We start from the raw sequence: 22,223 nt of genomic DNA on the forward strand, positions 1-22,223 counted from the left end.
AAATACCATTTTCCTAAATTTACTTTAAATTCCTTACTATTTCATCAATTTTCATTTAATTTCACTATTTTAAATAACACTTTTTTCCGGTATACAATTAAAGACTATTAGAAGCCATATCACTCCTAATAGTCTTTACTCATATTAATTATTTCTTTAATCTCATTAGTATAACTTTTCTTCGATACTATAGTTCTATCTTTAAATTCGTTTTCTAATAAATTTTTAATTTTCTTTATACATTCACTATTGCCTCTATTCTTAATGTAAATCAAATCAATATTTTTTTTATCTCTAATCAATTCCTCTAATTTGTATTTTCCAAGAATATCTTCCTTAACTATTAATATGATACTCTTATTATTACTTAATTTTTTTATGAACTTATTAAATATATTATCCTCAAAATTTCTACCAGAGTAACTTTCTAATAAAATATTATTATTTTGACCAACTCCTGTAATTAAGTATAACCCTAATTTCTTTTCTAATTTATTTTTACTTGTAATAAGCCTATAACTTTTTTTATTAATCTCCTCTATCTTATCTCTTAATTCTTTTACCTTTTCATCTTTAGAAGAAATATAATCACTAAAAATTTCTATAATAATATCACTATTACTATTTATATCTTTCACTTTCCTATGTATAAAATTTAAAATTTTTTCTTCTTCTATTTTATTTTTCAACTCTTCCTGTTTTTGTAAATACTCTAAAAAATCATAACATAATTTCTTAATCTGAAATATTTTACTTTTAGCTATAATCTCTTTTTCATACGATATATTTTCAGTTTTTATATTAAACAAATCTACATATATGATGTCATCATAGTTTAAACATATACTATCAAGTTGTTTTTTATAATCTATATTTATATTTTTAAGAAATTTTTTATATTGTTGATTAGTATAGGATAAATTGAATTCTTTCTCTATATATTCTCTTAATATATTTTCATTCCATTCTAAATATTTAAACCCTTTAATAAATGGTGATTTACTTAATGTATTTTTTAACATATTTCTTTGAAAATCATAAAGTTTATTATTCCCATTTTTTAAAATCCCATAACTATAATTATTACTTAACATCTTATTAAATCTATCTCTATACTTGTATAATGTTCTTCTACTTATATCATATTTTTCACATATTTTTTCCCCAGTTAATTCAGAGAAGTAATAATCATTAACAACTCTTAACTCCTTTTTTCTTTCTTCTATAACATCATTGTTGTTTAATTCATTTTCTATATAATCTCTTACTAATTCTAAATTCTTATCTATTTTTCTTTTCATTAAAATTCTCCATAAGTATAAATTATTTTTACTTATATTTTAAATATTAAATTAAATAATATCTACCTAAAAGTAATACCTCCCATGTAAACAAGTGTTTTTATTTACTCTAAATAAAAAAAAAGAGGTTCAACCCTCTTTTTTATTGTTGTATTTCTACTAACTCTCCATTAGAATACAATCTATATTTCGCTAATATTGTATTATCATCAAACTTTATCCAATCCTTATCTTTAGCTACAACATCAAAATACTTTTTACCAGTTTCATCTATATTTAAATCTGATGATAGCTCATAGAAATTACGTGTATTTCCATTATCAGCATTCATTTTATCTAACATTTCTTGTGCTACTGTTTTTAAAAAGTTATTCTCATCTGTTTCAATCTTCAACTTATTTTGTTTCTCTTTTTCTAAGGCTTCTTTTTCTTTTCTTTCAGCCTCTTCTTTAGCATAATTATCTTTTCTTTGATTAGATAATAATTCACTAGCTTTTACATGTAAGTCATACATAGTATTTATATCTGCTTGTTCTATATATTGCCATTCTGATGTTTCTTTACTTAATTCTTCTGCTTGTTCATATTCTCCTTTTTCAATTAAGCTTTTAACCTCTTCTATTTTTACTAAAAATTCTTTTCTTATTTTTTTAACATTTAACAATTCTTTTTTTAGATTGTCTACATCATCTTTTAATCTATCATATTTTTTATAACTGCTATCAATTTCATTAAGATATTTCAATCCAGAATCTACTCCTGAACTTTGAGCCTTTTGGTAACTAACAACCACATTCCATAATTTATCTATTTTTTTATTATTTCCATCAACAACAGTATATAATATATCCCTTGCATTATCATAATCACCATTATTAATAGCTACTTCTGCTTTCTTTATTACTGCATTTTCTTCATTAATTCTTTTGCCTATAATTCCTCCTATAAATAACAGTATAAGAACAACTAATCCTATTATTATAGACTTATTTTTCTTATTCATATACTTAGCTCCCCCTTTATTAAATTATTTCTTCCCTTTAATTTTAGAATAAATAAAAGAACCTATTAGAAATAAAACTGCTATAACTATAGCTAGTTTTATCAAAATCCATAATACTGTAAATATTCCTCCAATTAATCCACTCATCCAATTAACTATGAAAGCACCTACAGCACAACATAGAAGCCACTCACCAACCATTGCTCCAAATCCTAAATACCATATCTCAAAAATATTATTAATTATAATAAAAAACCCAGTTCCTAATATTAATGTAAATATAAGTGCAATTAACGCTGTTAATCCTCCGGCATCAAAAATATTCATCAAATTACCTCCATAATTCCAATATTTTTATCTAATTTTAATATTATTTCTATTTATTATTGATTGAACCCATCTCTCTGAATAATCTAATTCTTTAGCTAATTTTCTTACATTTTTACCATTGTAATTCTCTTGCAAATATTTAATTACATATTCTTTAGAGTATAATTTCTTAGGAAAATTAAATTGTTGACCTCCAAATACACTATGTATTTCTCTTGTAACTTTTTCACCCATATGTTCAAAAATAGTAGAATACACTCCATTAAAATGCTCTTTTTGAATATCCATATATTAACTTCACCTCCCATAAAAAATAATAGCTACTTTAAAATGATTATTCATGCGAATAATTCATTGAAAAAATCATTGAAAACTTACTAAAAATTAATTTTAAATTTAATATAAAAAAAGTTAATGCTCCTAAAATATAGAAACATTAACTCTTTTAATTTTATTTATTGGTATTATATATAATTTAATTATTATTATTAATTGTATATATTTATTATTTATTTTTATTCTTTTTTTCTCTCTATTCTGATTATATTTTTTTATTTTTATTTATTTTTTATTAAGGCTTTAGCCCCCCTATCCCCCCGTCACTCCTTTAGAGTTCCGAGTTCCCTCTTTCCAAGTTCCATTATTTATATGTTTTATCTTTTTAATTTTTTTATTTTTAAGTAAATTAGTGACCTAAAACTTTTGGTTGCCTACTTATTCAATTTAAAAACAACTTGTTTAGCCCTTTTTTGAGCTTTTTTAATCTAATGGCTACTTTTCTTCACTATCTAAAAAATCTCTGTTTTCTGATGTGTTTTTGTTGCTTTTTGCTCAATTTCTCTCTATCATTATATAGCTTTTTTAACTTATCTTATATTTTTACTTATTATTTACTGCTTCTATTGAAGTAGCAACAACTGTTAATATAGTACCAACTACTTTTATTACAGTTATAATATCCATCTATCTCACCTCCTTTAAATATGTATAAATATATGAGTAACTATCTCTTACAGGAACTAATTTGATTACATACTTAGCAACTTCTAAATCTATGTAGACTAATGTTTCATTATCATATCCTCTACCATTACAAAAACTTACTACAGTATCAAAACTCTTTATTAAATCAAACTGAATGTAGTTTAATTCTTTCTGCAACTTCTTTAAATCTATTTCCTTTTTATCATTTAACTCGATTATTAAATCTCTAGGATTCCATTGATTAGCAAGCCCTCCATCATAGAAATCAAAACGCATTACTCCAAGTAGTTCCTTAGAACTATACTCAAAAGACTTTTCTTTACTTAGTTCTTTCATCTTATTACCTCCTAATATTCTTCTGCTAACATCATAGTTGAGTATTTATAATCATCTATAACGAAAACTTTTATGTTTCCATTAACCTCTATATTTTCTAAATCTATAACATACTTTTCTTTATACTCTGGAACTTCTTGACTATGTTCAATTACAATTCCTTCTTCACATTTTCTTATCTTAAAAACTTGTAAGTAGTCTAATTCCTTACCTTTCTCATTCAATTTATCAATCATGCTCCAAAGTATAAGTTGTAATCTTAAATCTAACTTTTCATTAGCTCCTCTCGTTATATATCTGCTCTCTTCCTTAAACATCTTAATCCTCCTTAAAATAAATAAAGCTACCTAATTACTTTTCTTGTAATTAAGTAGCTATTTTAGTTCTTGCTTTAGCATTTCTATGAAATCATCTGAAAATACTTTCTCTTTAATTGACTTCTTTATTAACTCCATTAATTCTAATTCAGTTACATCTAAACTTCTTGGAACATAGATATCATCACCTCTTACTATATCTTTGTACACAGCGAATCTTATTTCATACCGCTTCATAGACTTAACAAAAATCTTCTCTATGCAGTATGTGTAATCCTCATCTTTTAGACTAGCTTGTTTTAGAAGATTACAGTATCTAGTGCTTTTTATTATTTCATCTTCAACCTTTTTAGCCACACTATCCCCTCCTTAATCTAGTATGAACTTAGAAAGTTCTTCATCAGCTATGACTACTACTGAAAAATCACTTGAAAGCAAAAATAGTGAAGAAGTATAATTAACTCCTTCACTACATATAATCTCATCTGTATATTCTGGTAATATTTCTTTCAGCATTCCATTTTTAAGTTCTTTAACATCTTCTACACTTTCAACTACTAAAACATATCCTCCTAAATCTTTATCCACATTTCTGTTTTCTCCATAGTTTTCATTAAGTATCTCTATTATTTCAGAAATACTTCTAATTACTTCTACAAGGTAATCACTTAACTCTTCTAATTGCTTTTTTAAATAAATTTTCTTCATTAACTCTTTCTCCTTTCTAAAGTAAAAAAGACTATTACCCATATCTAAATATAGGTAATAGCCTGTTAAATTAAACCTCTATAAAATTCTTCTGTTGGATTTTCATTCTCTACTAATAGCATTAACTTTTCATATGTATTATTGTAAAATCCATTATCTTTAGCATACTTAATTGCTTCTTCATATGTTAACTCAAAAATATTATCTACTATGTTATAGTAAAAATCATCATTTAACACACCAAAGAAATATTTAACCGCCTCTTCATATGTCATTCTTGGTTCTTCTTCTAAATCACATTCTTCATCTGTGTAATATCCATTTCTATCATTCCATTGAAGAAATTTTGTTATTTTAATCCTATCTTTATCCATAAATAAACCCTCCATATATACTACATTATAATATATATTTATATTATAGTTAAAATTCAGTTAACCATATTTTTCTATAATTTGATTAGTTATCTTATAATAAGCTATAATTTAAGTATTAACTTTTAATTTTAAGAGGTATTAAATATGAGTAATAATAATTTACGTAAAATATGGTTTATAACTAGACCTGAAAGAGACCCTTCCTTTCATGAAGAAGCATTAAAGGCATTGGCACAGGCTACTAATAATTTTACTATAAAATGGTCTGGAAATAGGCAACTTCATAAAAATTATGAACAAGCCTTGATAGATATTGGTGTTAAAAGAAATTCAATTAGTAATGATGGTTCTGGCGGAAGAACTTGGGCTGCATTACTAAAAACTTTTGCTTATTGCTACACTAATAATAATGGATTTTTAGTTCCTACAAAAGTAGCAATTGAAATATTAAATGGAAATAATGTATATGAAAATATAAAAAAACAAATTTTAACATTACAAATTCCTAACTCTTATTTTCTTGAAAAAGGATTTAGACCTAAATTTGATTCGGATTTTTCAATATTACCAGTAAGGTTTTTAATAAGACTATGTACTAGCTCTCAACTATCATACTATTTAACTAAAGAAGAAATAACCTTTATTGTTATGACGGCTAAACATGACTCAGATTTAAATTATATAATAAATGAAATAATTAAATTTAGAACATTTTCTAATGAAGAAAAAAACAACTATAAAGCTTTAATTTCAAGTAAATATGACCATAGAGAACGTTCAGATAAAGGTGCTAGAGATTTTTATACTGCTCATTCCGATGTAGCACACACATTTATGCTTATAGCCGAATACACTGGATTAGTCCAATATGATAGAGGCTCTGATTCAAAAATATCAATATCATTGAATAACATTCAAATAGTTTTGTCAGACTTAAATTATTATGATATGCGTTATCCTTTCAACAATAGATATTTATTTTCATTAGAAAGAATGGCTGAAGTTAATGGATTAGACATTAATTCTTATAAAGCTAGTAGATATGGAAATATAAAACCAGCTACAAATTCATATAAAAAAATTAAAAAAGCAGAAAAGTTATTAAATAAATATCCAAATCCATCTACTCTATCTAATGAAAAAATTATAGAGATACTTTCTTCATCATCTTTTACTATTGCTGAATCTCAAAAGATATCTGAATATCTTACCTCCAATTCTATTATGAAAAACTTAGATAAAAAGTTCATAAAAGAAGTATTGAATGAGTCAGATAATTTAGAATTTGAAAATAAAATAGGTAGAATATTTGAACAAATAGGATTTAATGTAATAATGCATCCAAAAGTATCTGGTAAAAGAACTGAAATAGATATATTATTAAAATATAATAATAACTTCTGTGGTATAATAGACGCTAAAAATTATAAAGAAAAATTCACACTATCATCTACATTAGCATCTCATATGATATCAGAATACATTCCTAATTATGTGAATTATGATGGATGTGCTTTAAAATTTTTTGGTTATGTTACTTGTAGTAATATAGGAGGTTTATCAAATTTATCAAAAATCTCTAATAAGTCCTCCAATGGAAATATACATGGTATTATGATTAATGTTAAAACTCTATTGGCATTTTTAGATTACTGTATAGAAAATGATATTGTTGTTGAAAATAGAATAAGACTATTTTTAAAACTAATCGATAACAATACTTATACTTCATTTAATCAAATATCAGATAAATTATAATAAGAGACATTCATTAAGTAATGTCTCTTATTTCATCAATATCCCACTTAGGTTCTATATATGGATACTCTATACCTGCGAATGTCTTAAGAATAGCTTCAATAATTATTTTTGCACCGATTGGTGGTACTGCCATTCCTATTTGTTTTCTTACTTCCTCTTTTTTCCCTTGAAAATTATAATCATCTGGGAATGATTGTAACCTTGCTCTTTCTCTATTAGTTAATGCTCGTGGCTCATCATAATGATACATATGTGTTCCACCACCACCACTTCCAGTTACTGTATATGCAGGTATATTCGGGTCTAATCTTTTATATATATTGCTTAATTTAGCCCCTTTTACATTTAATCTTAATTCTTCTGGTATTCCTTCATACCAAGCATTTTGTCCTGCTGGAATAGCCTCTAGTCTTTTAATTGTTAATTCTGGATGTTTAGTTCTTTCATTATTATATTCAGCATTGATTACATTTCCCTCATTATAGCAACCTACCTCAAATGCCCACTTTGAACTTTTATATTTACTTTTTTCTTTTGTTATAGGTGCTGGAACTTTATAATGTAATCCTAAATCTTTTCTTATTCCTACTATAATAACTCTATGTCTTGCTTGTGGAACTCCATATTCTTCAAATTTATATAAATGTGGTACTATTTCATATCCACCAAATTCATCAGCTCCTACACTTGCTAAATCTTCAATTATTTTTTTAAAAGCTAATCCTTCATTTGCACTTTGAAGTCCTCCAACATTTTCAGCTAAAAACCATTTAGGTTTGTGTTCATTTAAAACTTTAACTCCATATGTATATAAAGGTCCATACTCACCTTTAAATCCTTTTTGTTCACCTACAATACTAAAATCATTACAAGGAAATCCAAATGTAAATGCATCAATAGGAGGTAATTTACTTATATCTAATTTTCTTATATCTTTACATATAATAGTTTTCTCCTTATTTATTTCATCTTCATTTGTAATGATAGCTTCTTCATCTGAATTGCATATATTTTTAGCAAAGGTTCTACAAGCAGCATAATCAATGTCATTTGCCCAAGCATGTTCAACTATAAATTTTTCTTTTCCATTGCTAACAGTTGCATTTTTAGCTCCTAAAGCTAACCCTCCTGGACCGCAAAACAGTTCTCCTTTTCTAAAAATCATAATATTAATCACCTCTTAAAAATTATATCACACACTTCCAAAATTTGCTGCATTTTTAGTGAAATTTTTTTATTTTTTAAGTTATATTTTCTATATAATAATTTAATCCTAATTCAGAATCATATACTTACTTTAAATCAAAGTTCACAATATTATTCATGACTTACTAAATATAAAAAAGAAAAAGTATTTTAAATACTTTTTCTTTTCCATGAAATTATAATATATTTTAACCATCCAAAATTAGTAAAAACCTCCGTTATTTATGGTACGGTTCATTCTTCATAATTCTAAATGCTCTATAAACTTGTTCTAATAACATTACTCTAAATAATTGATGGGGAAATGTCATTTTTGAAAAGCATAATTTGTAATCAGCTCTTTTTATTACTTCTTGTGATAAACCAAGGCTTCCTCCAATTACAAAGGTAATATTTGAATTTCCCATAACTCCACAATTCTCTATATACTTTGAAAATTTCTCAGAAGTTATTTCATTACCTTTTAAATCCATAGCAATTACATGCATATTATCCTTTATTTTTGAAAGTATTAACTTACCTTCTTTTTCTTTTATTTGAAGCTCCTCTTTTTCTGAAGCATTATCTGGTGTTTTCTCATCAGGAAGTTCTATTATTTCTAATTTGCAATATCTACTTAATCTCTTTGAATACTCATCTATAGCTTGCTTTAAATACTTCTCCTTTAGTTTCCCTACTGAAATAACTGTTATATTCATCTTTCGACCTCCTAGTTTTAACTACCAATAATATTACCATAAAGTAAAGCTCTTAGTAATCCTATAAAACACCTTATACCTCTTATTAATAATTCATAATTAGTGAGATATATAAATGAGTTATTAATTTTTAGTACATGGTCTTAATAAATTTTAAATACCATAATATTTTAAAACTAAAATATTAATTTTTATATATAAAAAAGACTATGCAAGATATATTCTTACATAGTCTTTTAAACTTTTTATAGCATATGCATTGCAGCTCCTGTAAAGAATGGTATTAACCAAATTATCCAAACAATTATACTAAACTTGTGGAATTTAGCTATCATATTTTTATCTTTCTTTACTAAAACTACAGTTGCCCAGATAGCATGTACTAACATTAATATTAATGCTGCTCCACCTGTTATTGTGTGGAAACTAAAGTTTATTCCCCCAGCTATTTTTTCCATAGCTCCAGTTCCTGTAGTATCACAAATTAGACCTAAGTAGAAAAATGCTAAGTGCCATGGTTTTAAAGTTTTTTGAATCTTTTCAGACCAAACACCTATACTATAAAATAATAGTGCTAAATTCATAAATATTATTGCTATAATTAATTCTTTTGACATTACTTTCATCTCCTTTTTATTTGAACCATGTTCATATTATAATACCATTGTATTCTACTTACAATTTAGTAATATTAATTTCTTAATAAAAAGACTTTATTAATTTTCAAAATTTAATAATTGCAAAGCAATACATTTAATAATAATTATTTACAAATTATCATTCTTTATCAAATTCAGATTTATAAAAAAAGTAAGAACATTTTTACATGTCCTTACTTGTAAATTTTAATATCCTAATTCTTCATTTAAGAATATTACATGTATTCTATTTGAATTACTTTGACTTCTAATCAAAGTATACTCTCTACATATCTTTTCTGGACTCTTACAATCCATGCAATTTCCCACCTTAGCACAAGGTGTTTTCTTATTTAGTCTTTTTGCATTAGCAGGAGCTGAAATCCTTCTATTTCTTTGTATAGCTTCACTTAAATTTTCAACAATTTTATTATATCCTGCTACAATTATGACCTTATCTGGTCCATAAAGCATTGCTGCTACTCTGTTTCCATTACCATCAACATTATATATTTCACCCTCTTCAGTAATTGCATTTGTACTTGTGAAATATACATCTGATGAAAAGGCACCTCTGTATATCTTTTTTATATCTTCAGGTTTTAACCCCTCTTTATATCTATCTAAAAATTCATATCTTCCACTTCTAAGATGATCTATAACTCCAGCTTCAAATAAGGACATAGAGCCTCCGCACGCTACTATATCTCCACTATTAGTTAATTCTTCTATCTTACTTATAAGTTCTTCTTTTGAATTTACTAAATAGCCATTCATATTATTTTCTTCTAAAGCTTTTATAACTTTATTAATTCTACATTCTCTTAACCACATAACATTCTTATCCATAATATAAACTCCCCCAAAATAATTAATACTTAAATTATATCATATTAAAATCTTAAAAAAGCACATAAAAAATAGGTAGACTAAGTCTACCTATTCAAAAAATTAATTATTTTCCACAACACTTTTTATATTTCTTTCCACTTCCACATGGACATGGTTCATTTCTTCCAACTTTAACTTCTTCATTTCTTACAGTTTTTGAATCTCTGTATCTGAATTGGATTTCTCTTCTCTTTTCTCCTGAGAATATAGCATCCCATTGAGGTAAGTTAAATAAGTAATCTGCTTTTGCATCTAACATATTGTAGTATAAATTTTCAAAGTCTATATCAAATGATAATTCTGTATTGCTTTCAACTTTTTCTAAGTCATATGGAGTTTTTAAACTATCGTTTATTCCATCTACGAATCCCATTACAAACTCTTCTGTTGTACCGTATTCTTTAGCTAAATCTGCAATTGTAGCTTTCTTAACTTCTTTGTGATTAGCTAATAAATCTTTGTATATTTTAGTTTCTACATCACTATATTCTTTCCAGAATGCAGCTTCTCCCTTAACCTTAACATATTCTACAACCATGTCTGTCCATTGCTTATATAAACTCATACTTCCTTCTCCTTTTTAATCAACTTTATATCAAAATTATAATAATTTAGACAATATATTTCAATATTTTACTAATTAATAAACATATAAAATATATATTTTTAATACATATGAAATTATTTGTTTACATTTTTACAAATTCCCTAATTATTTATCTTTAAATTAGGTATATCTTCTTTTCCGAAAGGTTTACTAATGTCAAAATTACCACCTAATGAATCAACCATTTGATTATCAACAAGTATATTAATCTTATTAATACTTGGTATTTGGGTTATTGTAGCTATTATACCTTCTAAGGTTGCCTGTTCTTTAGTTGCACTCATATTTACAATAGCTTCCTTGCTTAAATTTATGATTGCAATATCATCTTTTATATCAAAAGATAATAATTTAGTATCCTTAGGTAATATAGGAGCTAAACTTCCCTTTTGAGATGGCCCTTGAATAAGAGCTTGTATTAAATACTGCCCTAAAATTTCATCACCATCAACAAGTATTTCTTGTTGCTCTATTTTAGGATTCTGTTCATCCTTAGTTCCATCAAAGTATAAAGATAAATCAATATCTCCTATTAAATCATTAGCTATTGTTTTTACCCTCTCATTATTGTTAGCTGCTAACTTATCCATTTTTATGCTGTCACATCCAACTAACAAAAAAGATGATAGAATTAATAAAATCATCCCTTTTTTCATATAAATTCCCCTTACTTAAAAACTTATATAACTACTTGGTTTATGTCTATCTGCTAACTTAAGCTCTAAATCTTTCCCTATGTTAATTTTATGTGCATTTAATACATTAATAACAGCTTGTTCAGCTAATTCTGGCACATTATTAGTATTGCTTAAATGACCTAATATTATTTTTCTATGCTTATCATGCTTCATTATATCAACGATAGCTTTTCCGCAATCTTCATTAGATAAATGTCCAACCTCACTAAGTACCCTTCTTTTTAGTTCATAAGGGTATGGTCCAAACTTAACCATCTGTACATCATGATTTGATTCTAATAAAATAACTTCAGATTCTCTAATATTTCTTAATATTTCCTCTGTAAATGTTCCAATATCAGTCGCAATACTTGCACTTTTTCCTTTGTGCTTTATAGTATAACCTGTTGAAGCCACAGAATCGTGTGGAGTATTAAAAGATGTTATATCTAAATCATTTAAACTCATGGTGCTTCTCTTAGGCATAATTTTTATATTTTCTTCTTTTATTTTTCCTAGGGATTTCTCCATGGCTTTCCAAGTAAGCTCATTTGCATATATAGGTATATTAAATTTTCTTGATAATATACCTGCTCCTTTTATATGGTCACTATGCTCATGGGTTATGAAAATACCATCAATCTCATTTGGATTTTGACCTACTTCTTGTAAACCATCTATTATTTTTTTGCCTGATAATCCTGCATCAATTAGTATTTTAGTTTTTTCTGAACCTACTAATATGCTATTACCACTGCTTCCACTATATAGTGAACAAAAAATCATATATTTCCCCCATTTATTGTTCTTATTTTCTGACTATATCAGCACCAAGCATTCTGAACTTTTCTTCTATATGAGGGTATCCTCTATCTATGTGTTCAATACTTGTTATTTCTGTAACTCCATCAGAAATTAAACCTGCGATAACCATTGCAGCTCCTGCTCTTAAGTCAGTAGCCTTAACAACAGCCCCTGTAAGTCTATCTACACCATCTATAATAGCTGATCTTCCTTCAACTTTTATAGTAGCTCCCATTTTTTTAAGTTCATCTACATGCTTATGTCTATTTTCCCATATAGTTTCAACTATTATACTTCTACCTTTAGCTGTAGATAGTAGAGTACACATTGGTTGTTGAACGTCTGTTGGGAATCCTGGATATGGAGCAGTTTTTAAATTTACTCCTTTTAAATCTCCATCAACATAAACTCTAACACTATCGTCTCCCTCTTCTACTTTAGCTCCCATTTCTAAAAGCTTAGCTGAAATTGATTCTAAGTGCTTTGGTATAACATTTTGAATTGTTACGTCTCCTCTTGTAGCTGCCGCTGCTATCATAAATGTTCCTGCTTCTATTTGATCAGGTACAACACTATAATTACAGCCTTTTAATTCCTTAACACCTTTGATTCTTATGACATCCGTCCCTGCCCCTTTAACATTAGCTCCCATAGCATTTAAAAAGTTTGCTACGTCTACTACGTGTGGCTCTCTTGCAGCATTTTCTAACACTGTAGTTCCTTCTGCTAAAGTTGCCGCTATCATAAGGTTTATAGTAGCTCCAACACTTACTACGTCAAAGAATATATTTGTTCCTATTAATTTTTCTGCCATTATATTTACAGCACCATGCTCTATTGAAACCTTAGCTCCTAGTGCTTCAAATCCTTTTATATGTTGGTCAATAGGTCTAACTCCTATTGGACAACCTCCTGGAAGTTCAACTTTAGCCTCTTTAAAACGTGCTAAAAGTGCTCCTATGAAATAATAAGAAGCTCTCATTTTTCTTACATCATTTCCACAAGCTTCTACAGTTTTTATTTCTTCAGCATTTATCTTTAATGTGTTATTATCCAATTTTTCAACATTACATCCTAATGATCTAATTATTCTCTCTAAGCAATGTACATCAGCTATATCTGGTACATTATCAATAATACATTCACCTTTGCTAGCTAGTATAGCTGCCGGTAATATAGCTACGGCAGCATTTTTAGCTCCGTTTATTTCTATAGATCCCTTTAAAGCTTTACCGCCATTTATAATTAATCTATTCATACAATTCACCCTTGCTAATTTTTTATATGTATACAATTACCATTTTCTTCTTTTTTATTCTTGTTTAGTTAAAATTTTTATTTCGATTAACCATATTTAAACTGGCTAAACCGTGAAATTTAAAGTATTACTCATAATTTTCATTATATCATAATAAGCTAATATTTAAAGATTTTTTTTATTGTTTACTTTTAAAATTTACCCAATTTATATTGTCTAAAAATACTTTTTATTCTGAAATTTCTCTCTTATTATTTTTTTTAAAAATTCTATATGTTATAATTTATAACAAAGTTTGTATTTATTTGGAACAAACTAATATTCAAGAGAGGTTTTGTTATGAAATATTATTTAGTAGCATTGTTTGATGAGGAGTCTTGTAAATCCCTTGAATCAATTCAAAGAGGTTTATTAAGAAAATACAAATTACCAAGAAATCATATAAGTTTACACATTCCTCTTGAAACAATTGATAACCCCAATCTAGATAAACTAGATGAAGTGGTCCTTAAATTAATTAAACCTTATAAGAAATTTAAGATAGAGTTAACTGGTAGTGCTGAGTTTAATGAAAGTACTAATAAAGCTCTAAACTTACAAATCGAAAACAAAGGTTATATTAAAAAAATTCATAGATTATTCAATGATATGTTAAAGTTACATGGTTTTAATGTTAGGGAGCGTGTTGACTCTCCTCTATACATACCTATAAACAACCCTAACTTTAAAGAAAATCATAAAAAGAATAATACGCAACCTACTGTTTTTAACTTAAGAGAATCTTCTCAAAAGAACATATTAAAAATTTCTAAAATAGAACTTTGGAGATTTCAAAATAACAAAAGAGAAATCCCTGTAAAATCATACGATCTAAGAAATTACTAAATAATTTATATTGTGTCTATTTATATTAATATTTATATGACATATATTCAATTAACTTAGGTTAAAATAATTGTAAATTAACATTTCGTAACTTTTTAGATTTGTATTCGTTTTCGCTCCTTTTCAATTGTGAAAAGATTCTGTAAAATTAACTAGTAAGCATTTTTTGCTTAAGAAGATAGGGGGATATACTCATGGAGTTAGATAATTTTTTTATTCAACAAGATAAGTTTAACAAGGAACTTGTTATCGATAGTAATTTAAATGACTATAAAGTTGCAACTAGAATGTACTTAGCGCTTCAAGTTAAAATAAGCGAATTAGCTGATGAAACAAAATGCTTTATTTATTGGAATGATAGCAATAAATCTAGAGTTTCAAAACAATTAGTTTTAGAAAAATATATCGATTGTTTAAAACAAATCCTTACTATAGGCTTAAATAAAAATTATACTTGCTTAAAGAAATTAATAGTTAAACCAAATGATTATTGTTTAAGCGATCAATTTTTAACTTTACTTATAGATGTAAATGACTTAATAATATCTCCATCTATTGATCACTATAAAACATTATTTGAAGATTTTATAAGCTTAGGAATAAGCTTAGGTTTTTCAATAAATCAAATAGAAGAAATTTTTTTCAAAAATGATTGTTGTAAGATAGCTCTCTAAAATTTAGAGAGTTATTTTTTTATTTGTGGAAATACTAAGCTTGAGGTGATTTATTATGCTTGGTATTATTTTAGCAATTATTTCTGGAGCAGCAATGAGTATCCAAGGAGTTTTTAACACAAGAGTTTCAGAAAAGATAGGTGTTTGGGAAACAAATACCATAGTTCAAGGTTCTGCTTTTGTTTTAGCACTGCTTATTATGCTTATGCTAAGAAATGGTAATTACTCTGAACTTCGTTCTGTAAACAAAATATATCTACTAGGAGGAGCAATTGGTGTTGTTATAACCTATACTGTTATGGCTGCTGTAGGAACCTTAGGACCAACCTTTGGTATATCAATAATCTTAATATCCCAACTCTTAACAGCAGGAATAATAGATGCTTTTGCCCTTTTTGATAGTGAAAAAATCAGATTTGCTGCCCATAATTATTTAGGAATAATATTAATGATAGTTGGAATTATCATTTTTAAATGGAAAAGTTAATACATTGTCAAAATCATACTCCCATTCATATATTATAAAATAATAAATAATATGGGAGTATTTATTATGTTTTCAATAAAACAAAAATTGGATAGCAATCTAAAAATTTATATAAATCGCTCTTATTATACGAATTATAGAGTTCTTATAAAATGCAAAAAATTTATGGAAGATATAACAAAGAAAATACCTAAGCTTAGAGGTATTGTTATAAGAGAAATTAAGTCATTAAATTTGATTTGCGCTATTCTTACACCAAAAGCTATTAATAGGTTAATTGAATATCCTGAGGTAGAATTTATTTCTTTTGATGACCATGCTATACTTTGTGGGCTTAGTATAGGTACTGCTAATAGAATTGCCACCAATAAATCTTTTAATTTTACTGGCAAGAATGTATCTATTGGTTTAATTGATAGTGGAGTCTATCCTCATCAAGATCTAACAAATCCTACAAACAAAATAGATATGTTTTTAGATTTATTAAACAACTATTCTTATCCTTATGATGATAATGGACATGGAACTGCTTTAAGTGGGATTATATGTGGAAGTGGATATTCATCAAAGCTTGTTTTTAGAGGAATTGCAGAAAACACCAAAATATCTTGTATAAAGGCCTTTGATGCTAATGGAAAGGGCTATGTTTCAGATATACTTTTCGCCATTGAAACTCTTATAAATCAAGAGAATAATCCTATAAGAGTTTTATGTTTACCTTTTGAACTTACTAGCCATAATATTAAAATATCAGATTACTTTAACGAACTTTTTAAGTTAGCAGTTAGTAAAAATATTATTCCTGTTGTCCCTTCTGGAAGTATAGAAGGAGATAACACTATTCAAGGCTTAGCATTATCTCCTTGGTGTATAACAGTTGGTGGTATAGATTCTACAAAGACACCAACAACAACTTTTAAATTTTCTTCATCTGGAAATTCTAATGTGAAAAAACCAGATTTTTGTGCAGCCTGTGCTAATATAATGTGCTTAAACTCAGATAAAAAATATATTTCTGAAAGAAATGGAATAAAACTATATCCTCATAAATTAGATAGTAGTTACACAGTCTTTCAAGGAACCTCCTTAGCCTGTGCCTACATATCTGGAGTATGTGCACTACTTTTAGAGGCCAAGCCAGAACTAAATTACAAAGATTTATGTTCTTTATTAAAAATAGCTTCTAATAATAAATATGAACTACCTTCTGATTCTGTTGGAGAAGGAGTCATAGATTTATCTTTTTTACTTGAAAATATTTAAAACTAACTTATATAATCTACAGGATTAATAGGATTACCCTTATATATAAGTTCTAAATGCAGGTGAGGCCCCGTACTTCTTCCAGTACTACCAACTTTGGCAATAGTCTCACCTTTTTTCACTTCTTTTCCAAGCTCAGTTAATATATAACTAGCATGAGCGTAGAGAGTTTCTGTATTATCATCGTGTTTTATCTTAACCATATTGCCATATATGTCGTCATATCCAACAAAACTTACTACACCATCAAAAGCAGCTCCTATTGGTGTTCCACTAGGAACCGCTATATCAACCCCTCTATGGCCTCCTCTACTCTTTTCTCCAAAGACAGATGTTATAACTCCTCCTCTAGTTGGATGAGTTAAAAATGCCATATTAGAGTTAATTGGATTTTTTATTCCCTTATATATTTTTGTACTCTCAGCTTCTTTCAAAACTGATTCAGATATTATTTCACTTTCTGATTCTTTTCCATTTACAAATGTTACTTTCTTTTTAACCTTTTTCTCTCCCCATTTTCCTTCTTTAATAGTATTTTCTCCTAAATACTTGTCTTCTAGTTTTATAACTTCAACTGCTGGCTCTATTGATGCCACTTCATCAATTTCAGCTTCAATAGTTACATCTAGTAATGACTCTTCTAAAATATCATTAGCAAGCATTATCTTTGAAGTTATATCCTCTACTGAACTTAAATCTTTAGATTGAATCATTTTCTTTTTTAAATCTATTTTTGTATCAAAATTTACTTCTTTAACTAAAACTCCCTTTTCAGAAGCCTTATCTATGTATGTTTGTTTTATTTTATTTAAAACAGTTTCAACTGTATCAGGATTTCCTATATACCCTATACCTTTGTTATTTAGAGATAATTCATAAGCCTCCACATAAACATTAGCCATACAAGGCATATTTACAAAAATAAGTTTTTCACTTCCCCATCTTTGATATAAAGAGTTAGCAAAAACATTAGTTTTAACTGTACAAAATAAAATAATTAAGGTAATTAGAAAAACTTTAATAAAGTTTCTCCCCTCACCCTCTGAAATACTCATATTCATAATTCTCCTTTTAATAAAAATTTTAGTATAAATTTAAACACGTAAATTAATGTTCCCACTTAACAAAAAATTATTCATGTAAATAAAATATTTTTTGCAATTTATAGAAGCCTCCTTTATTGTTATAGAAAAGACACTTTGATATAATTAAACATAGTCTATTTTTTATTTATATACATTTTAAAATTTAGACTATTTATAAATCTAGAAAGGTGGTTATTTTTTGAGTACTTTTATGTTAAAAAACTCAGCCACTAAGTTTACTCCTGTTAGTAATGTATTCCTAGAAGAATATATGCCTAAAGCTCGTGGAGAATTTATTAAGGTTTATTTATTATTGCTAAAATATAATTTCACTGGAGAACCTGGAGTTAACTCTTCAATTTTAGCAACAAACTTAAATCTTTTAGAATCAGATATAATGAATGCTCTTAATTATTGGCATGACGAAGGTGTTATAAAACTAGTTCCTATAGATAAAATGAATAACTTTAAAATAGAATTTTTAGACTTATCAGAAGGTAATCATTCATCAAGTCAAAACTCTGTTGATTTATTATCAGCCCTTGATGAAAATAACACTAAGGATATGCTCAAAGATATAGAAAAGCTTATATGTCGTCCTTTATCCACAAAGGAAATGACAACTTATCTTTCTTGGCAAACAGAGCTTAATTTTTCCTCAGAGCTTATATTAATACTAATAGAGTACTGTGTATCTAAGGGTAAAAAAGATGTTAGATACATAGAGACAGTGGCTCTTGGATGGCATAATGCCGGAATAAAATCAATAGAGGAAGCTCAAGCTTATATAACTAAAACAGAAGACAAATGGGTTAAAATAAGAAAAATTCTTAAGTATTTAGGAATTCAAAATACCGAAATAATGAAGCCACAGGAAACTATGATGGAAAAGTGGCTTTTAACTTATAACTTCTCTGTTGAGTTAATACTTAAGGCTTGTGATATATGCTTTGAACGTTTAAACAGAGCTGATTTTAAATATATAGATGGTATCTTAGGTAAATGGTTTAAAGATGGTATAAAAACGCTTGATGATGTGGCAAAAAAAGATATTAAAAAGACATCTAGTATAAAAAAACCATTTAACAAAAATAATTCAGCTCCAATTCAAAAGAAACCAGCTAGAGAAGCAAACTTTACCCAAAGAGATTATGACTATGATTCCTTAGAAAAACAATTGTTAGGATGGGATATTGAATGATTAAAGGTTATAAAAGTCAATTGATGGATATGTATGAAAAAATCCGTCAAAAAGAAAAATCAAATCTAGCTAATAGACAAAAAGAGTTAAAAGAAAAGCTACCTCAAGTTTTTGAGTATGAAAGAGAAATAAATAAGCTTTCTTTAAAACTTTCAATGCTTGCTTTAAGAAAACATGAAAAAGAAAGTTTTGAAAAATTAAAAAAAGAAATTGAAAATCTTAGAGATGAAAAAGATCAACTACTTGCTATGAGTGGATATCCAAAAGATTATTTAGATATGCATTATACCTGTCAATCTTGCAAAGATACAGGATATATAGGCACTAAAAAATGTATTTGTTATAAGAAAAAACTTGTAGACATATACTATGAAAATTCTCATATGGCTGATGCTTTAAAGCTAAATAATTTTTCAAAATTTGATATAAATGTTTTTTCTCCTTTAAATAATGGTAATGAAAAATATTCTCCAAGAGAAAATATGCAAATAATCATTGATAAAATGGTTAATGGATATATCCCTAAATTTGATAAGCATAATGAAAATATACTTTTCTATGGTAGTCCTGGAACTGGAAAAACATTTTTAACTTATTGCATAGCTAAAGAATTATTAGATAATGGATTTCTTGTAGTTTATAGAACATCAGATGAACTTATTAGAAATCTTAGAGAAATACGATTTAATAATGATCATGAATTAGAAGATTTGCTTATAAATTGTGACTTACTTGTTATAGATGACTTAGGCGCAGAACAAATAACTGATTTCTCTACAACTGAGTTATTTACCCTTCTAAACAAAAAAATATTATTAAATAAAAAGATGATTATATCTACAAATTTAAATCTTCCTGAATTGAAGCAAGCTTATGCAGAAAGAATAACTTCTAGATTGCTAGGAAACTTTCTTCTATTTAAAACTTACGGAGATGACATAAGAATAAAGAAAAATCTTCAAAAAAGAAAAAATACACCTTATCTTACTTAAAAGATAAGGTGTACTTTTTTGCATAAATAAATTAAATGGCGAATTACTCTCTAAAAGAATAAAAAAAAACTTCAGTTTAACTGAAGTTCTTTGGAGCTGATGATCGGACTTGAACCGATAACCTGCTGATTACAAGTCAGCTGCTCTGCCAATTGAGCCACACCAGCATGTGGCGACTCAGAAGGGGCTCGAACCCTCGACCTCCGGCGTGACAGGCCGGCACTCTAACCAACTGAGCTACTGAGCCATTAAAAGTTTTGGTGGTCGCAACAGGGATCGAACCTGTGACCCCCTGCTTGTAAGGCAGGTGCTCTCCCAGCTGAGCTATGCGACCGTATATATGGTGACCCCTAGGGGAATCGAACCCCTGTTACCACCGTGAAAGGGTGGTGTCTTAACCGCTTGACCAAGGGGCCAAAACTGGCGACTCAGAAGGGGCTCGAACCCTCGACCTCCGGCGTGACAGGCCGGCACTCTAACCAACTGAGCTACTGAGCCATTAAAAACTTTTATGGTGGTCGCAACAGGGATCGAACCTGTGACCCCCTGCTTGTAAGGCAGGTGCTCTCCCAGCTGAGCTATGCGACCGTAATATGGTGACCCCTAGGGGAATCGAACCCCTGTTACCACCGTGAAAGGGTGGTGTCTTAACCGCTTGACCAAGGGGCCAAAAATGTGGCGACTCAGAAGGGGCTCGAACCCTCGACCTCCGGCGTGACAGGCCGGCACTCTAACCAACTGAGCTACTGAGCCATTAAAAGTTTTATGGTGGTCGCAACAGGGATCGAACCTGTGACCCCCTGCTTGTAAGGCAGGTGCTCTCCCAGCTGAGCTATGCGACCATGTTGGTGACCCCTAGGGGAATCGAACCCCTGTTACCACCGTGAAAGGGTGGTGTCTTAACCGCTTGACCAAGGGGCCACATTAACTCTTAAAACCACATCATTTTTGACCAGTTTTAGCTTTAAACTAAATTTGTTTATTTTGTTTTTCGTCTTTCGCACTTGGCGACCTGACAAGGAATATAATACCCAAAAACTAAAGTTATGTCAACACTTTTTTTAGTTATTTTAGGCCATTTATAGCTATTTAATAAAATTATAATTACAATTCGCCATTTTACTCAAAATTACTCTCTTTTTCTATTTTTTCAACTATTTTTTTATAGACATTTAACTGCCTTTCTCTCCAACCTATTTGATTCTTTAATTTTCCTATATTAAAATGGCACATTTCAATGAATTCTGCTTCTTCTAGAACCTTAATATTGAACTTATAACTATCTTCCCTAAAATTTCTTCCACTTGCTTCAATTTTTATTGGATAGCTTTCGTTTAGGTATATAAGTATCTCTTTATCCCAAATTCCTCTTTTACTTGTTGATTTAGTAAAATCATTTAAAACTTTTAAGGATTTTACTTCCTCAATAGATTCTTCAATTGAATCTATTATACCTTTATAAAATAAAGCTGATGTTCCTCTGTTTATTTTTATTTTTAATAAGTCATTGTATTTTTTAATTATATCATCAACTTCTCCTTCTGAAACTAATTCTCCCTCATTAATTTTAAATGTTTTTATTCCAGAATTATTTTGATAATTTACCACTACTTGATCATAATTCATTCTTCTAATCTTTAATTCTGTATTATACCCCTCTATATTTTCATTGGTAATCCTAAATTTCATAATATTCACCTCATTATTTAGTATTACTCCTTAAATAAAATAATATAACCT

At 27.9% G+C, this 22,223-nt stretch carries 26 protein-coding genes and 10 tRNA genes; 7 read left to right on the forward strand and 29 right to left on the reverse strand.

Annotated features, from left to right (window positions below; genetic code table 11):
- Positions 1 to 125 precede the first annotated feature (125 nt).
- The 9 genes from GOM42_RS14420 to GOM42_RS14460 form a co-directional block, all read right to left on the reverse strand.
- The gene (locus GOM42_RS14420; protein ID WP_198614186.1) at positions 126 to 1,301 is read right to left on the reverse strand and encodes a hypothetical protein; all 1,176 of its coding nucleotides are present in this window, start codon (positions 1,299 to 1,301) and stop codon (positions 126 to 128) included.
- A gap of 142 nt (positions 1,302 to 1,443) precedes the next feature.
- Positions 1,444 to 2,304, reverse strand: a complete 861-nt coding sequence (locus GOM42_RS14425; protein WP_198614187.1) for a hypothetical protein — start codon at positions 2,302 to 2,304, stop codon at positions 1,444 to 1,446.
- A 24-nt stretch (positions 2,305 to 2,328) separates the two neighbouring features.
- The gene (locus GOM42_RS14430; protein WP_075809822.1) at positions 2,329 to 2,631 is read right to left on the reverse strand and encodes a hypothetical protein; all 303 of its coding nucleotides are present in this window, start codon (positions 2,629 to 2,631) and stop codon (positions 2,329 to 2,331) included.
- Between the two features lie 27 nt (positions 2,632 to 2,658).
- Complete coding sequence (locus GOM42_RS14435) at positions 2,659 to 2,922, reverse strand: Mor transcription activator family protein (protein ID WP_061429357.1); 264 nt, start codon at positions 2,920 to 2,922, stop codon at positions 2,659 to 2,661.
- Positions 2,923 to 3,597: 675 nt separating this feature from the next.
- The gene (locus GOM42_RS14440) at positions 3,598 to 3,954 is read right to left on the reverse strand and encodes a hypothetical protein (protein WP_061429365.1); all 357 of its coding nucleotides are present in this window, start codon (positions 3,952 to 3,954) and stop codon (positions 3,598 to 3,600) included.
- A gap of 11 nt (positions 3,955 to 3,965) precedes the next feature.
- Entirely contained in the window at positions 3,966 to 4,271 is a 306-nt protein-coding gene (locus GOM42_RS14445) for a DUF960 family protein (protein WP_110077529.1), read from the reverse strand.
- 57 nt (positions 4,272 to 4,328) lie between these two features.
- A complete protein-coding gene (locus GOM42_RS14450) occupies positions 4,329 to 4,628 on the reverse strand; it encodes a hypothetical protein (RefSeq protein WP_164812310.1) in 300 nt (99 codons plus the stop codon).
- Between the two features lie 12 nt (positions 4,629 to 4,640).
- Positions 4,641 to 4,979: a hypothetical protein gene (locus GOM42_RS14455; protein WP_164812311.1), complete on the reverse strand. Its 339-nt coding sequence runs from the start codon at positions 4,977 to 4,979 to the stop codon at positions 4,641 to 4,643.
- Positions 4,980 to 5,044: 65 nt separating this feature from the next.
- Complete coding sequence (locus tag GOM42_RS14460) at positions 5,045 to 5,368, reverse strand: hypothetical protein (protein WP_198614188.1); 324 nt, start codon at positions 5,366 to 5,368, stop codon at positions 5,045 to 5,047.
- A 132-nt stretch (positions 5,369 to 5,500) separates the two neighbouring features.
- Between GOM42_RS14460 and GOM42_RS14465 the strand changes: the two genes are divergently transcribed.
- The gene (locus tag GOM42_RS14465; RefSeq protein ID WP_198614189.1) at positions 5,501 to 7,114 is read left to right on the forward strand and encodes a hypothetical protein; all 1,614 of its coding nucleotides are present in this window, start codon (positions 5,501 to 5,503) and stop codon (positions 7,112 to 7,114) included.
- Between the two features lie 13 nt (positions 7,115 to 7,127).
- Here GOM42_RS14465 and GOM42_RS14470 read toward each other — a convergent pair whose 3' ends face one another.
- The 8 genes from GOM42_RS14470 to GOM42_RS14505 form a co-directional block, all read right to left on the reverse strand.
- Positions 7,128 to 8,282: a DNA cytosine methyltransferase gene (locus tag GOM42_RS14470; RefSeq protein WP_198614190.1), complete on the reverse strand. Its 1,155-nt coding sequence runs from the start codon at positions 8,280 to 8,282 to the stop codon at positions 7,128 to 7,130.
- Between the two features lie 259 nt (positions 8,283 to 8,541).
- Positions 8,542 to 9,021: a 23S rRNA (pseudouridine(1915)-N(3))-methyltransferase RlmH gene (gene rlmH / locus GOM42_RS14475; RefSeq protein WP_003456814.1), complete on the reverse strand. Its 480-nt coding sequence runs from the start codon at positions 9,019 to 9,021 to the stop codon at positions 8,542 to 8,544.
- A gap of 245 nt (positions 9,022 to 9,266) precedes the next feature.
- Positions 9,267 to 9,638, reverse strand: a complete 372-nt coding sequence (locus GOM42_RS14480) for an HsmA family protein (RefSeq protein ID WP_003456677.1) — start codon at positions 9,636 to 9,638, stop codon at positions 9,267 to 9,269.
- Between the two features lie 228 nt (positions 9,639 to 9,866).
- Positions 9,867 to 10,508, reverse strand: coding sequence for a lactate utilization protein (locus GOM42_RS14485; protein WP_003456852.1), 642 nt, complete (start codon positions 10,506 to 10,508; stop codon positions 9,867 to 9,869).
- Between the two features lie 106 nt (positions 10,509 to 10,614).
- Complete coding sequence (locus GOM42_RS14490; protein WP_003456869.1) at positions 10,615 to 11,115, reverse strand: SEC-C metal-binding domain-containing protein; 501 nt, start codon at positions 11,113 to 11,115, stop codon at positions 10,615 to 10,617.
- Positions 11,116 to 11,258: 143 nt separating this feature from the next.
- Positions 11,259 to 11,813 (reverse strand): GerMN domain-containing protein, encoded by a 555-nt coding sequence (locus GOM42_RS14495; RefSeq protein ID WP_003456832.1) that lies wholly within the window; start codon positions 11,811 to 11,813, stop codon positions 11,259 to 11,261.
- 15 nt (positions 11,814 to 11,828) lie between these two features.
- Positions 11,829 to 12,620 carry an MBL fold metallo-hydrolase gene (locus GOM42_RS14500; protein ID WP_003456755.1) on the reverse strand — a complete coding sequence of 264 codons (792 nt, stop codon included), beginning with the start codon at positions 12,618 to 12,620 and terminating at the stop codon, positions 11,829 to 11,831.
- A 22-nt stretch (positions 12,621 to 12,642) separates the two neighbouring features.
- Entirely contained in the window at positions 12,643 to 13,896 is a 1,254-nt protein-coding gene (locus GOM42_RS14505) for a UDP-N-acetylglucosamine 1-carboxyvinyltransferase (protein ID WP_003456772.1), read from the reverse strand.
- Positions 13,897 to 14,235: 339 nt separating this feature from the next.
- Between GOM42_RS14505 and GOM42_RS14510 the strand changes: the two genes are divergently transcribed.
- The 4 genes from GOM42_RS14510 (at position 14,236) to GOM42_RS14525 (ending at position 17,205) form a co-directional block, all read left to right on the forward strand.
- Complete coding sequence (locus GOM42_RS14510) at positions 14,236 to 14,781, forward strand: 2'-5' RNA ligase family protein (RefSeq protein ID WP_003456860.1); 546 nt, start codon at positions 14,236 to 14,238, stop codon at positions 14,779 to 14,781.
- Between the two features lie 194 nt (positions 14,782 to 14,975).
- On the forward strand, positions 14,976 to 15,455 hold the full coding sequence (locus GOM42_RS14515; protein ID WP_003456877.1) for a dUTP diphosphatase: 480 nt from the start codon (positions 14,976 to 14,978) through the stop codon (positions 15,453 to 15,455).
- A 55-nt stretch (positions 15,456 to 15,510) separates the two neighbouring features.
- A complete protein-coding gene (locus tag GOM42_RS14520; RefSeq protein ID WP_003456757.1) occupies positions 15,511 to 15,942 on the forward strand; it encodes a DMT family transporter in 432 nt (143 codons plus the stop codon).
- 66 nt (positions 15,943 to 16,008) lie between these two features.
- A complete protein-coding gene (locus tag GOM42_RS14525; protein ID WP_004456928.1) occupies positions 16,009 to 17,205 on the forward strand; it encodes a S8 family serine peptidase in 1,197 nt (398 codons plus the stop codon).
- Between the two features lie 2 nt (positions 17,206 to 17,207).
- On the opposite strand, the gene GOM42_RS14530 is transcribed toward GOM42_RS14525, so the two are convergent.
- Positions 17,208 to 18,260 carry a M23 family metallopeptidase gene (locus GOM42_RS14530; RefSeq protein WP_011591185.1) on the reverse strand — a complete coding sequence of 351 codons (1,053 nt, stop codon included), beginning with the start codon at positions 18,258 to 18,260 and terminating at the stop codon, positions 17,208 to 17,210.
- Positions 18,261 to 18,489: 229 nt separating this feature from the next.
- Between GOM42_RS14530 and GOM42_RS14535 the strand changes: the two genes are divergently transcribed.
- Positions 18,490 to 19,491 carry a DnaD domain protein gene (locus tag GOM42_RS14535; RefSeq protein ID WP_003456897.1) on the forward strand — a complete coding sequence of 334 codons (1,002 nt, stop codon included), beginning with the start codon at positions 18,490 to 18,492 and terminating at the stop codon, positions 19,489 to 19,491.
- On the forward strand, positions 19,488 to 20,483 hold the full coding sequence (locus GOM42_RS14540; RefSeq protein WP_003456704.1) for an ATP-binding protein: 996 nt from the start codon (positions 19,488 to 19,490) through the stop codon (positions 20,481 to 20,483). The genes GOM42_RS14535 and GOM42_RS14540 overlap by 4 nt, the downstream gene beginning before the upstream one ends.
- A 91-nt stretch (positions 20,484 to 20,574) precedes the next feature.
- Here the strand turns inward: GOM42_RS14540 and GOM42_RS14545 are convergent.
- The 11 genes from GOM42_RS14545 to GOM42_RS14595 all read right to left on the reverse strand — a co-directional run bounded on the left by GOM42_RS14545 (position 20,575) and on the right by GOM42_RS14595 (position 22,172).
- Positions 20,575 to 20,650 (reverse strand) — tRNA-Thr (locus GOM42_RS14545).
- Between the two features lie 3 nt (positions 20,651 to 20,653).
- Positions 20,654 to 20,730: transfer RNA gene (locus tag GOM42_RS14550), tRNA-Asp, on the reverse strand.
- 11 nt (positions 20,731 to 20,741) lie between these two features.
- A tRNA-Val gene (locus GOM42_RS14555) sits at positions 20,742 to 20,817 on the reverse strand.
- Positions 20,818 to 20,824: 7 nt separating this feature from the next.
- Positions 20,825 to 20,899 (reverse strand) — tRNA-Glu (locus GOM42_RS14560).
- Between the two features lie 5 nt (positions 20,900 to 20,904).
- Positions 20,905 to 20,981: transfer RNA gene (locus GOM42_RS14565), tRNA-Asp, on the reverse strand.
- A gap of 14 nt (positions 20,982 to 20,995) precedes the next feature.
- Positions 20,996 to 21,071 (reverse strand) — tRNA-Val (locus GOM42_RS14570).
- 6 nt (positions 21,072 to 21,077) lie between these two features.
- Positions 21,078 to 21,152, reverse strand: a tRNA-Glu gene (locus tag GOM42_RS14575).
- Between the two features lie 7 nt (positions 21,153 to 21,159).
- Positions 21,160 to 21,236: transfer RNA gene (locus GOM42_RS14580), tRNA-Asp, on the reverse strand.
- 13 nt (positions 21,237 to 21,249) lie between these two features.
- A tRNA-Val gene (locus GOM42_RS14585) sits at positions 21,250 to 21,325 on the reverse strand.
- Positions 21,326 to 21,329: 4 nt separating this feature from the next.
- Positions 21,330 to 21,404, reverse strand: a tRNA-Glu gene (locus tag GOM42_RS14590).
- Between the two features lie 198 nt (positions 21,405 to 21,602).
- Positions 21,603 to 22,172 (reverse strand): hypothetical protein, encoded by a 570-nt coding sequence (locus GOM42_RS14595; RefSeq protein WP_011591186.1) that lies wholly within the window; start codon positions 22,170 to 22,172, stop codon positions 21,603 to 21,605.
- Positions 22,173 to 22,223 lie beyond the last annotated feature (51 nt).

Origin of the sequence: Clostridium sp. 16K-1-R1, assembly GCF_023921145.1 — a bacterium.
Taxonomy (GTDB): Bacteria; Bacillota; Clostridia; order Clostridiales; family Clostridiaceae; genus Sarcina; species Sarcina perfringens.